11 protein-coding genes are annotated in these 12,220 nt (G+C 69.9%); 10 read left to right on the top strand and 1 reads right to left on the bottom strand.

Translation table 11 applies throughout. The annotated features are described in order from the left end of the window. Positions 1-586 (top strand): methionine adenosyltransferase domain-containing protein (locus TSO221_RS34025; RefSeq protein WP_158284300.1); only part of this gene is annotated, 586 nt, incomplete at its 5' end. 68 nt (positions 587-654) lie between these two features. Further along, the gene (locus TSO221_RS34020) at positions 655-1,380 is read left to right on the top strand and encodes a tRNA (guanine(46)-N(7))-methyltransferase TrmB (protein ID WP_109122885.1); all 726 of its coding nucleotides are present in this window, start codon (positions 655-657) and stop codon (positions 1,378-1,380) included. Here the strand turns inward: TSO221_RS34020 and TSO221_RS34015 are convergent. Beyond that, on the bottom strand, positions 1,358-1,684 hold the full coding sequence (locus tag TSO221_RS34015; protein WP_109122884.1) for an antibiotic biosynthesis monooxygenase: 327 nt from the start codon (positions 1,682-1,684) through the stop codon (positions 1,358-1,360). The two genes, TSO221_RS34020 and TSO221_RS34015, sit on opposite strands and share 23 nt — an antisense overlap. A gap of 236 nt (positions 1,685-1,920) precedes the next feature. Here TSO221_RS34015 and rimP point away from each other — a divergent pair, with 236 nt between their 5' ends. The 8 genes from rimP to pnp all read left to right on the top strand — a co-directional run bounded on the left by rimP (position 1,921) and on the right by pnp (position 12,044). Continuing rightward, a complete protein-coding gene (gene rimP, locus TSO221_RS34010) occupies positions 1,921-2,412 on the top strand; it encodes a ribosome maturation factor RimP (protein ID WP_109122883.1) in 492 nt (163 codons plus the stop codon). 55 nt (positions 2,413-2,467) lie between these two features. Beyond that, entirely contained in the window at positions 2,468-4,009 is a 1,542-nt protein-coding gene (gene nusA / locus TSO221_RS34005; RefSeq protein WP_109122882.1) for a transcription termination factor NusA, read from the top strand. 24 nt (positions 4,010-4,033) lie between these two features. Then, the gene (locus TSO221_RS34000; RefSeq protein ID WP_109122881.1) at positions 4,034-4,729 is read left to right on the top strand and encodes an RNA-binding protein; all 696 of its coding nucleotides are present in this window, start codon (positions 4,034-4,036) and stop codon (positions 4,727-4,729) included. A gap of 13 nt (positions 4,730-4,742) precedes the next feature. Then, positions 4,743-7,526 (top strand): translation initiation factor IF-2, encoded by a 2,784-nt coding sequence (infB, locus tag TSO221_RS33995; protein WP_109122880.1) that lies wholly within the window; start codon positions 4,743-4,745, stop codon positions 7,524-7,526. A gap of 235 nt (positions 7,527-7,761) precedes the next feature. Further along, the gene (gene rbfA / locus TSO221_RS33990; protein WP_109122886.1) at positions 7,762-8,340 is read left to right on the top strand and encodes a 30S ribosome-binding factor RbfA; all 579 of its coding nucleotides are present in this window, start codon (positions 7,762-7,764) and stop codon (positions 8,338-8,340) included. Beyond that, a complete protein-coding gene (gene truB / locus TSO221_RS33985) occupies positions 8,330-9,268 on the top strand; it encodes a tRNA pseudouridine(55) synthase TruB (RefSeq protein ID WP_109122879.1) in 939 nt (312 codons plus the stop codon). The genes rbfA and truB overlap by 11 nt, the downstream gene beginning before the upstream one ends. A gap of 16 nt (positions 9,269-9,284) precedes the next feature. Beyond that, on the top strand, positions 9,285-9,554 hold the full coding sequence (gene rpsO, locus TSO221_RS33980) for a 30S ribosomal protein S15 (protein ID WP_109122878.1): 270 nt from the start codon (positions 9,285-9,287) through the stop codon (positions 9,552-9,554). 282 nt (positions 9,555-9,836) lie between these two features. After that, on the top strand, positions 9,837-12,044 hold the full coding sequence (gene pnp, locus TSO221_RS33975) for a polyribonucleotide nucleotidyltransferase (RefSeq protein ID WP_109122877.1): 2,208 nt from the start codon (positions 9,837-9,839) through the stop codon (positions 12,042-12,044). Positions 12,045-12,220: the final 176 nt, after the last annotated feature.

Below are 12,220 nucleotides of genomic sequence, written 5' to 3'. Positions count from 1 at the left end.
GGCGTTCTCCCAGGCCGACATCCGCGAGATCGTCCGCCCGCACGTGCTCAACGTGCTGCCGCAGGGCTGGATGTGCGACGAGGCGTCGTTCTACGTCAACCCGACCGGCCGCTTCGTGATCGGCGGGCCGGACGGCGACGCCGGGCTGACGGGCCGCAAGATCATCGTGGACACCTACGGCGGCGCCGCGCCGCACGGCGGCGGCGCCTTCTCGGGCAAGGACCCGACCAAGGTGGACCGCTCGGCCGCCTACGCGGCGCGCTACCTGGCGAAGAACGTCGTGGCCGCTGGCCTGGCCGACAAGTGCACGATCCAGCTGTCGTACGCGATCGGCGTGTCGAAGCCTTTGTCGGTGTACATCGACACCGCGGGCACGGGTAAGGTGGACGAGGACCGGCTGTCGGACGTGCTGCAGCAGCTGGTGAACCTCAGCCCGCGGGGCATCCGCACGCACCTGGGGCTGAACAAGCCGATCTACGCGCGCACCGCTGCCTACGGCCACTTCGGCCGCGAGCCGGATGCCGACGGCGGCTTCTCCTGGGAGAAGACCGATCTGGTGAACGACCTGCGCAACGCCTTCTTCTGATAGCAAGCGCATCATGGTATCGAGCGCAGGGGCCTTCGGGCCCCTGCGTCTTTTTTTGAGCACCCGAGATGACCGAAGACACTTCCCCGGATTCCGCCCAGGACCCCACCCGTCGCCTGTACGGCCGGCGCAAGGGCCGGCCGCTGCGCAAGCGCAAGTCCAGCCTGATCGACACGCTGCTGCCGGCGCTCACCATCCCGGTGCCGCAGCCGGGCGAGCGCATCGACCCGAAGGCGCTGTTCTCCCGCCCGGTGGACGAGGCGTGGCTGGAGGTCGGCTTCGGCAGCGGCCACCACCTCGCCTGGCAGGCGGAGCACAACCGCGCGGTCGGCCACATCGGCGCCGAGCCGTTCGTCAACGGCGTCGCCGGCCTGCTGGCGCTGGTCGACCAGGCGAATCTGGACAACGTCCGCGTCCTGCCGGATGACGCCCGCCCGCTGCTCGACGCGCTGCCCGACGAGTCGATCGGCCGCGCCTTCGTGCTGTTCGCCGACCCCTGGCCGAAGAAGCGCCATTGGGAGCGCCGCTTCATCGGGCCGGAGAACCTGGAGAAGCTGGCGCGCGTGCTGAAGGACGGGGCGGAGCTGCGGTTGGCCAGCGACGACATGGGGCTGGTGCGCTGGATGCTGGAGCACACGGTGAAGCACCCGGCCTTCGAGTGGACCGCCCGCGGCCCGCGCGACTGGCGCGAGCGCCCCGCCGATTGGCCGCCCACCCGCTACGAGCAGAAGGCCATCGAGGCCGGGCGCCGGCCGGTGTTCCTGCGCTTCGTCAGGAAGCCCCGGGCGGCGTAGCCACGCCGGCCTCCACCACCGGCGCGCCGTAGTGCTCCACGGTCGGGAACGGTTCGTAGAAGTGGTGCAGCAGCGCCTTCCAGCGGGCATAGCGGTCGGAACCCCGGAAGCCCACCTCGTGGTCCTCCACCGAGCGCCAGCGCACCAGCAGCAGGTAGCGGTCCGTCGCCTCCAGGCAGGGCCGCAGCTCCATCCCCTGGAAGCCGGGTGTCGCGGCGATTAGCGGCGTCGCCTCGGTCATGGCGCGCTCGAAGGCGGCGCCCTGGCCGGGGCGGACGGAGAGGATGGCGAGTTCGACGGTCATGGGCGGTCTTCCTCGGTTCGCGGGAGGCTGCCCAGCGTACAGCACGCTGCCTCCGCCGGGAAAAGGGCTTGCAGCCTGCCGAAAGACGGCTATATTCGAAACCGAAATCCCATACGGCTTGGCGGCTCGAGTGATCGGGCCGGCGGGACGCTTTGCGGGTGCGCCTTGGCGCACCTATTTTTTTAATCTGGCGTGTGGAATCCCCTGGGGACGCGCTCCGGGGCAGGCTTGGTGGAATGGACGCAACCGGTCGGATCGAGCAGATCATCACCCCTTCGGTCGAGGCCCTCGGCTACGAGATCGTGCGGGTGCTCCTGTTGGGCGGGCAACGCCCGACGCTGCAGATCATGGCCGAGCGGACCGACGGCGACCCCATGACCGTGGAGGATTGCGCCGACATCAGCCGCTCCGTGTCGGCGCTCCTCGACGTGGAGGATCCCATCGCCGGGGCCTACACGCTGGAGGTCAGCTCGCCCGGTCTCGATCGGCCGCTGACCCGGCTCAAGGACTTCGAGCGCTTCGCCGGCTTCACGGCGAAGCTCGAGACACGCCTCGCGATCGACGGCCGCAAGCGCTTCAAGGGCACGCTGAAGGGCGTCGAGGGCGAGGAGATCGTTCTCGATGCCGAGGGTGGCCTGGCGCGCGTCGCCTTCGACAATGTCCTGCGCGCCAAGCTGGTGATCACGGACGAGCTGCTCCGCGCCGCCGACGGCCAGGAACAGGGGTGACCGGACCGCATCCGGTCCGGGAAGAGAACAACGGTCAGTCCAGGAAGTAAGACGGATGGAACTGCTGCAAGTCGCTGACGCGGTTGCCCGCGAAAAGAACATCGACCGGGACGAGGTCCTGGAGGCGATGGAGCAGGCGATCCAGAAGGCTGGTCGCTCGAAGTACGGCCACGAGCACGACATCCGCGCGCGCATCGACCGCAAGACCGGCGACATCCACCTCGCCCGCTACCTCGAGGTCGTCGAGACCGTCGAGAACGAGGCGACGCAGGTGAGCCTGGCCTCGCAGCAGCGCCGCAAGCCGGACGCCAAGGTCGGCGACTTCATCATCGACCAGCTGCCGCCCATCGACTTCGGCCGCATCGCCGCGCAGACCGCCAAGCAGGTCATCGTCCAGAAGGTCCGCGACGCCGAGCGCAAGCGCCAGTTCAACGAGTACAAGGACCGCATCGGCGAGGTCGTCAACGGCCTGGTCAAGCGCGTCGAGTACGGCAACGTCACCGTCGACCTCGGCCGCGCCGAGGCGATCCTGCGCCGCGACGAGCTGCTGCCGCGCGAGCATTTCAAGAACGGCGACCGCGTCCGCGCCTACATCTACGACGTGCGCGAGGAAGCCCGCGGGCCGCAGATCTTCCTGTCGCGCACGCACCCCATGTTCATGGCCAACCTGTTCAAGCAGGAAGTGCCGGAGATCTACGACGGCATCATCGAGATCCGCGCCGTGGCGCGCGACCCGGGCAGCCGCGCCAAGATCGCCGTGGTCAGCCACGACAGCTCCATCGATCCGGTCGGCGCCTGCGTCGGCATGCGCGGCAGCCGCGTCCAGGCGGTGGTCGGCGAGCTGCAGGGCGAGAAGATCGACATCATCCCGTTCAACAACGACGCTGCCACCTTCGTGGTGAACGCGCTGGCCCCCGCCGAGGTGGCCAAGGTCGTGCTGGACGAGGAAGGCCGCCGCATCGAGGTGGTGGTGCCGGACGACCAGCTGTCGCTGGCCATCGGGCGGCGCGGCCAGAACGTGCGCCTCGCCACCATGCTGACCGGCTGGGACATCGACATCCTGACCGAGCAGGAGGAGTCGGAGCGCCGCACCGAGGAGTTCCGCACCCGCTCGCAGCTGTTCATCGACGGCCTCGACGTGGACGACGTGATCGCCCACCTGCTGGTCGCCGAGGGCTTCGGCTCGATCGAGGAGATCGCCTACGTCGAGACCGAGGAACTCGCCGAGATCGAGGGCTTCGACGAGGACGTGGCCAACGAGCTGAAGCAGCGTGCGTTGAGCTTCCTCGAGGAGCAGGACGCCCGCGCCGACGTCCGGCGCCGCGAGCTGGGCGTCGAGGATGCGCTGGCCGAGGTGGCCGGCCTGACCGCGTCGCAGCTGGTCAAGCTGGGCGACGCCGGCATCAAGACGCTGGACGACCTGGCCGACCTCGCCGGCGACGAGCTGCGCGACATCCTCGGCAAGGACGGCCCGTCCGAGGACGAGGCGAACGAGATCATCATGGCCGCCCGTGCGCACTGGTTCGACGGCGAGGGCGACGGTGCTGCGGCGCCGCAGCCCGCTCCCGGCGGCGGCGCGCAGCCGGCGGCCGAGTAACGGTTCGAGGAAGCGACGCAGCGGATGGCAGGCCAGACCGACGCGATCGACACGGACCACGGTGCCGAGCCGGCGCACGAGGCGGACCGGGAGAAGGGTCCGCTTCGCCGCTGCATCGCCACCGGGGCGGTCCAGCCCAAGGACGGTATGATCCGCTTCGGGATCGCGCCGGACGGGGAGGTCGTGCCGGACCTGGAGGAGCGCCTGCCCGGCCGCGGCCTGTGGCTGACCGCCGAGCGCACCGCGCTTGACAAGGCGGTGTCCAAGGGCCTGTTCTCCAAGGCCGCCCGGCGCGCCGTCCGGCCGCCGGCCGATCTGGCGGACCGGCTGGCGCGGCTGTTGCGGCGGCGCTGCCTCGACCAGATCGGGCTGGCGCGCCGCGCCGGCCAGGCGGTGGCGGGGTTCGAGAAGGTCCGCGAGGCGCTGAAGGGCGGCCGCGTCGGCACCAAGGGACCGCCGCCGGGGCTTCTGCTGGAGGCGGCCGACGGGTCGCCCGACCAGCGCGGTAAGGTGACGGCGCTGGCGCCGGGCCTGCCGGTTCTGGACCTCTTCGAGTCGGCGGACCTCGCCGCCGCGCTCGGACGCGATCACGCCGTCCATGCCGTCGTAGCGGCTGGCCGGCTGGCCGACGGGTTGAGCCGCGATGCGGCCCGGCTCAGGGGCATTGAAGGAATGACCGACGGCACGGTGCCGGCGGACCATGGCAAGCAACGTATTTAACTGACCGGATCCGATGACCGACAGCAACGACCAGGACCACAAGAAAGTCTTGCACCTCAACGCCGGTGGCACCACCTCCGGAAAGGGCAAGCTTGAGTTGAAGAAGCCGGTCGATGGCACGGTCCGGCAGAGCTTTTCCCATGGCCGCACCAAGACGGTGACCGTCGAGGTGAAGCGCAAGCGCACCGTCGAGAAGGGTGCCGTCCCCGGCATCGCCGACGGCGGTGCCGCCGCCCGTCAGGCGGCGCAGGGCATGCCGATGCGCGGCGGGCCGGGCGGTGGACGCCCCGGCGGCCGCAACGTCATGGGCGGCGCCGTGCGCCAGCTCACCAAGGAGGAGCGCGAGGCCCGCGAGCGCGCACTCCGCGGCGCGATCATCGAGGCCGAGCAGCGCCGCTACGAGCCCGAGGAGATCTACGAGGAGCCGGAGGCCGCGGTGACCGAGGCCCCGGCGCCCGAGCCGGTGGTCGACGAGCCGGAGATCCTCGACGCCGAGACGCTGCGCCAGCGCGAGCTGGAGGAGCTGCGCGGCATCCAGGAGGCCGAGCGCCAGGTGGCCGAGGAAGCCGAACGCCGCCGCAAGGAGGAAGAGGCCCGGCGCAAGGAAGCCGAGGAGGCCCGCCGCGCCGCCGAGGCGCCCGCCGCCCGCCGCACCGACGACCGTGGCGTGCAGGGTGCGCGCATGGCGCCCGCCGCCCGCCCGCCGGCCAGCACCACCAGCGAAGCCCCGTCGGCCCGTCCGCCGATCGGCGGCCTGCCCCCCGCCCGCGTCGACGAGGAAGAGGACGACGGCGGCCGCAGCCGGGGTCGTCCCGGTGGCGGCAACAAGGGCCCGGCCAAGGCGCCGGCCGCCCCGGCCCGCAAGCCGGGCGGTGCCGCCCCGGGTGCCGACCGCCGTCGCGGCGGCGCCAAGATGACCGTGTCGCAGGCGCTCAGCGACGACGGTGGCGATCGCACCCGCTCGCTCGCCGCGGTCCGCCGTGCCCGTGAGAAGGAGCGGCTGCGTCAGCTGTCCCGTCAGGAGACCCAGAAGGTGACCCGCGACGTCGTGCTGCCGGAAGTCATCACCGTCCAGGAGCTGGCCAACCGCATGGCCGAGCGCGGCGCCGACGTCATCAAGGCGTTGATGCGCATGGGCGTGATGGCCAACATCAACCAGACCATCGACGCCGACACCGCCGAACTGCTGATCGGCGAGTTCGGCCACCGCGTCCGCCGCGTCTCCGAGGCCGACGTCGAGCTGGGCCTGCGCGGCAACGAGGACATCGACGAGGCGTTGGTGTCGCGTCCGCCGGTGGTCACCATCATGGGCCACGTCGACCACGGCAAGACCTCGCTGCTGGACGCGCTGCGCCAGACCGACGTGGTCAGCCGCGAGGCCGGCGGCATCACCCAGCACATCGGCGCCTATCAGGTGCAGCTGGAGTCGGGTGCGAAGATCACCTTCATCGACACGCCGGGCCACGCCGCCTTCACCGAGATGCGTGCCCGCGGCGCCAACGTCACCGACGTGGTCGTGCTGGTGGTCGCCGCCAACGACGGCGTCATGCCGCAGACCATCGAGGCGATCCACCACGCCAAGGCGGCGAAGGTGCCGATCATCGTGGCGATCAACAAGATCGACCTGCCCGACGCCAAGCCGGACCGCGTCCGCCAGGAACTGCTGCAGCACGAGCTGGTGGTCGAGGAGCTGGGCGGCGACATCCAGACCGTCGAGGTGTCGGCCAAGGCCAAGCGCAACCTGGACAAGCTGGAGGAGGCCATCCTCCTGCAGGCGGAAATCCTGGAGCTGAAGGCCAACCCGGGCCGCAGCGCCGAGGGCGTCGTGGTCGAGGCCAAGCTGGAGCGCGGCCGCGGCTCGGTCGCCACCGTGCTGGTCCAGCGCGGCACGCTGAAGGTCGGCGACGTGTTCGTCACCGGGTCGGAGTGGGGCCGCGTCCGCGCCCTCGTCAACGACCGCGGCCAGAGCGTCGAGGAGGCCGGTCCGGCCAGCCCGGTCGAGGTGCTGGGCCTCAACGGCACGCCGCTCGCCGGCGACGACTTCACCGTCGTCGAGTCGGAGGCGCGCTCCCGCGAGATCGCCGAGTTCCGTCAGCGCAAGAAGCGCGAGGCCGCCAACGCGGCGTCCGCGCGCGGTTCGCTGCAGGACATGTTCAGCCGCATCCAGGCGGGCGAGGCCAAGGAACTGCCGGTCGTCATCAAGGGCGACGTGCAGGGCTCGATCGAGGCGATCTCCACCTCGCTGGAGAAGCTCACGGCCGAGAACACCGAGGTCAAGGTGCGCGTGCTGCACGCCTCGGTGGGTGCGATCAACGAGTCGGACATCACGCTGGCGAACGCCTCCAACGCGATGGTCATCGGCTTCAACGTCCGCGCCAACCCGCAGGCCCGCGATCTGGCCAAGCGCGACGGCGTCGAGATCCGCTACTACTCGATCATCTACAACGTGATCGACGACGTGAAGGCGGCTCTGACGGGCATGCTGTCGCCGACGCTGCGCGAGCGCTTCATCGGCTACGCGACGATCCGCGAGGTCTTCAACATCACCAAGGTCGGCAAGGTCGCCGGCTGCATGGTGACGCAGGGCACGGTCAAGCGCGGCGCGGGTGTGCGCCTGCTGCGCGACAACGTCGTGATCCACGAAGGCACGCTGAAGACCCTCAAGCGCTTCAAGGACGAGGTCAAGGACGTGCGCGAGGGCTACGAGTGCGGCATGGCCTTCGAGAACTACGACAACATCGAGGCCGGCGACATCATCGAAGCCTTCGAGATCGAAGAGGTCGCGCGGGTGCTCTGATCGGCCCAACATCACCAAGGGGGCCGCGGTTCGCCGCGGCCCCTTCGTTCATCAGCCTCTTCCTTGGTCATCCCCGCGAAAGCGGGGGTGCAGACTTTCCGCCAAAGCGCCTGAACCGGCTGGATTCCCGCTTTCGCGGGAATGACGGAAGAGGGAACATGGTTGAAACGCGGTGACGGTCTCCGTCGCCGGTTTCCCGCGGCGGTCGCGCGGCCGCAAGACGAAAGACACCATCATGGCGAAGAAGAATCACGCCACCATCCGTGCGGGCAAGGCGCCGTCCCAACGCATGCTCCGCGTCGGCGAGGAACTGCGCCACGCGCTGGCGGCGGTGCTGCAGCGCGGCGACTTCCATGACCCGGACCTGCAGGGTCACCTCGTCGTCGTGTCGGAGGTGCGCATCAGCCCGGACCTCAAGGCCGCCACCGCCTTCGTCTCGCCGCTCGGCGGCGGCGACATGGACCAGATGCTGGCGGCGCTGCGCCGGGCCGGTCCCTACCTGCGCGGCCAGATCGTGCGCGCCGTCAACCTGCGTCACGCGCCGACGCTGAGCTTCGAGCCGGACACCTCCTTCGACTACGCCGGCCGCATCGACGCCATCCTGCACAGCCCCGACGTCGCCCGCGACCTCGGCAAGGGCCGCAGCGCCGACGACGAGGACGATTCCTGGGACGAGGAGGAGGACACCGAGGGTGCCGACGACCTCGGCTACGAGGAGTCCGACGACGTCGATGACGCCTTCGAGGAGGGCGAGGAGACCGACGGCGTGCACGACGAGCCGGCCAACGGCGGCGGGGGCAAGCGTGGCGCGTAAGCGGAAGGGCCAGCCGATCCACGGCTGGCTGGTGCTCGACAAGCCGGAGGGGCTGACCTCCACCCAGGCGCTGTCCAAGGTGCGCCGCCTGCTCAACGCCGAGAAGGCCGGGCACGGCGGCACGCTCGACCCGCTCGCCACGGGCATCCTGCCCATCGCGCTGGGCGAGGCGACCAAGACCGTGTCCTACGCCATGGACGGGGCGAAGACCTACCGCTTCACCGTGCGCTGGGGCGAGCGCACCGCCACCGACGACCGCGAGGGCGCGATCATCGACCGCTCCGACGCCCGTCCGGACGAGGCGGCGATCCGCGCCGCGCTGCCGGCGTTCCTCGGCGAGATCGACCAGGTGCCGCCGCAGTACTGCGCCATCAAGGTGGACGGCGAGCGCGCCTACGACATCGCCCGCGACGGCGACGTCGTCGACCTCGCCGCGCGCCGCGTGCGCATCGACCGCTTCGAGCTGGTGGAAATGCCCGACGCCGACCACGCCGTGTTCGAGATCGACTGCGGCAAGGGCACCTATGTGCGCTCGCTGGCGCGCGATCTTGCCGAAGCCTTGGGCACCGTCGGGCACGTCGCCGTGCTGCGCCGGCTGCGGGTCGGGCGATTCACGCTGGACACGGCAATTTCCCTGGACGAACTGGCCGCTATGGATCATGGTGCGGCCGTCGAACGACTTCTGCTTCCCATCGAGACCGCGCTGGACGACATCCCGGCGCTGGCCCTGACGGAAGCCGAAGCGCACCGACTGAGACACGGCCAAGCGGTGGCGCTCCTCACCCGGCAGGACCTCGAACGCCTCACGGCGATCCGGGGTGCGGTCGGCGGGGACGGCATCGTCATTGCGCTTTTCGCCGGGAAACCGGTGGCGCTGGCCCGCGTCGAGGGGGCGGAGGTCCGTCCGGTGCGCGTGATCAACCTCTAAGATTATAGGAGCCACGATGTCGATTACGCCCGATCGCAAGCAGGAACTCATCAAGGAATACAGCCGCGGCACCGCCGACACCGGCTCGCCCGAGGTGCAGGTCGCGATCCTGTCGGAGCGCATCCGCAACCTCACGGAGCACCTGCAGGGCCACAAGAAGGACTTCCACTCGCGCCGTGGTCTGCTGGTCATGGTCGGCCAGCGCCGTCGCTTGCTGGACTACCTGAAGAAGAAGGACCAGGGCCGCTACGCCACGCTCATCGAGCGTCTGGGCCTGCGCCGCTAATCCGGCTCACCAGGTTACGAGGTCCGTGAAAACCCGCTCCACCCCATCCCACGCCCAGGCGCCGGACACACGCGGCGCCACCGGGACGGATGTGCGTGCGGCGGGTTCTCCGTCAGCATCGGTACGCTGAGACAGGCGGCCGGCCCGGGTTGACCGGGTCCGGCCGTTTGTCGTTTCTGCTCACGTGTTCATCGCGATTTCATACGGGGTCTGACGACTGGTGGCCCCGGCTCCGGGCAGGCAATCCGGCCTGACGGGGTGTCGGACGGAAGGAAAGACAGCATGTTCAACGTTTACCGCAAAGAGATCGACTGGGGCGGGCGCAAGCTCACCCTCGAAACCGGCAAGGTCGCCCGCCAGGCGGACGGCGCCGTTCTGGTCACCTACGGGGAGACCACGGTGCTGTGCACGGCCGTCGGCGCGAAGGCGCCGAAGCCGGGCGTCGATTTCTTCCCGCTGACGGTCAACTACCAGGAGAAGACCTTCGCGGCCGGCAAGATCCCCGGCGGCTTCTTCAAGCGCGAGGGGCGCCCGACCGAGAAGGAGACGCTGGTCAGCCGCCTGATCGACCGTCCCATCCGTCCGCTGTTCGCCGATGGCTACCGCAACGAGACCCAGGTCGTCGCCACCGTGCTGAGCCACGACCTGGAGAACGATCCGGACATCGTCGCCATGGTCGGCGCCTCGGCCGCGCTGACGATCTCCGGCATCCCGTTCCTCGGCCCGATCGGCGCCGCCCGCGTCGCCTACATCGACGGCCAGTACGTGCTGAACCCGACGCAGGAGCAGGTGTCCGGCTCCGACCTCGACCTCGTGGTCGCCGGCACCACCGAAGGCGTGCTGATGGTCGAGTCGGAAGCCAAGGAGCTGACCGAGGAGGTCATGCTCGGCGCCGTCATGTTCGGCCACAAGAACTTCCAGCCGGTCATCCAGGCGATCATCGAGCTGGCCGAGCTGTGCGCCAAGGAGCCGTGGGACATCCCGGCCCCGGCCTACGACCGCGCCGCCCTGAAGGCCCGCGTCGCCGGCCTGGTGCGCGCCGACGTCGAGGCCGCCTACACCGAGACCGTCAAGCAGGCCCGCTACGAGAAGATCGGCGCCGCCAAGGCCAAGGCCGTCGAGGCGCTGGTCGCCGAGGGCGCCGAGGCGCCGCACGTCTCCGCCGAGTTCAAGGAACTGGAGGCCGACATCCTGCGCGGTTCGGTCATCAAGACCGGTAAGCGCATCGACGGCCGCGACACCAAGACGGTCCGCCCGATCGTCTCGGAGGTCGGCGTGCTGCCGCGCGCCCACGGTTCGGCGCTGTTCACCCGCGGCGAGACGCAGGCGCTGGTCGTCACCACGCTGGGCACCAGCCAGGACGAGCAGATCATCGACGCGCTCGAGGGCGAGTACCGCGAGAGCTTCATGCTGCACTACAACTTCCCGCCGTACTCGGTGGGCGAGGCCGGCCGCATGGGCTCGCCGGGCCGCCGCGAGATCGGCCACGGCAAGCTGGCGTGGCGCGCCATCCACCCGCTGCTGCCGAGCAAGGAGGCGTTCCCCTACACCATCCGCGTGGTGTCGGAGATCACCGAGTCGAACGGCTCGTCGTCGATGGCCACGGTGTGCGGCACCTCGCTGTCGCTGATGGACGCCGGCGCCCCGCTGGACCGCCCGGTGGCCGGCATCGCCATGGGCCTCATCAAGGAGGACGAGGGCGTCGCCGTGCTCTCCGACATCCTGGGTGACGAGGACCACCTCGGCGACATGGACTTCAAGGTGGCCGGCACCGAGCGCGGCGTCACCGCGCTGCAGATGGACATCAAGATCACCTCGATCACCGAGGAGATCATGAAGGTCGCCCTGGCCCAGGCCAAGGACGGCCGCATCCACATCCTCGGCGAGATGGCCAAGGCCATCGGCGGGGCGCGCGAGACGGTCAACCAGAACGCCCCGCGCATCACCGTGATCAACATCCCGAAGGAGAAGATCCGCGACGTGATCGGTTCCGGCGGCAAGGTGATCCGCGAGATCGTCGAGCAGACCGGCGCCAAGATCGACATCGAGGACGACGGCACCGTCAAGGTGGCCGCGGTCGATTCGAAGGCGGCGCAGGCGGCCATCGACTGGATCAAGGGCATCGTCGCCGAGCCGGAGATGGGCGTGATCTACACCGGCAAGGTGGTGAAGGTCGTCGATTTCGGCGCCTTCGTGAACTTCCTGGGCTCGCGCGATGGTCTGGTGCACATCTCCGAACTGGCGCAGCAGCGCGTCGGCAAGGTGTCGGACGTGGTGAACCAGGGCGACGAGGTGAAGGTCAAGGTCATCGGCTTCGACGACCGCGGCAAGGTCAAGCTGTCGATGAAGCAGGTCGACCAGGCCACCGGCGAGGACATCTCCAAGAAGGACCGTCCGGAAGGCGCGGATGACGCTCCCGCCGAGGCCCGCGAGCCGCGTGAGCCCCGCGAGGACCGCCCGCGCCGCGAGCGCCGCCCGCGCGGTGAGTGACGTGAGGCTTGGCCTTGCGGTGTGAACGGGAAAGGGCGCCGCAAGGCGCCCTTTTCTTTTTGCCCTTCCTCGCCTCCGGCGGGGGCGTGGAGCCGGTAACGAAGTTAACGAGCGCCGAAGGCGATCGTAGGCGGAGCGCGGTCGCCCGACTTGCGGGCGACCGGTGGAGGGGACCC

This window comes from Azospirillum sp. TSO22-1, from assembly GCF_003116015.1.
Classification (GTDB): Bacteria; Pseudomonadota; Alphaproteobacteria; order Azospirillales; family Azospirillaceae; genus Azospirillum.
The sequence above is the reverse complement of the archived record's forward strand: the minus strand, read 5'-3'. Positions and strand labels throughout refer to the sequence as shown.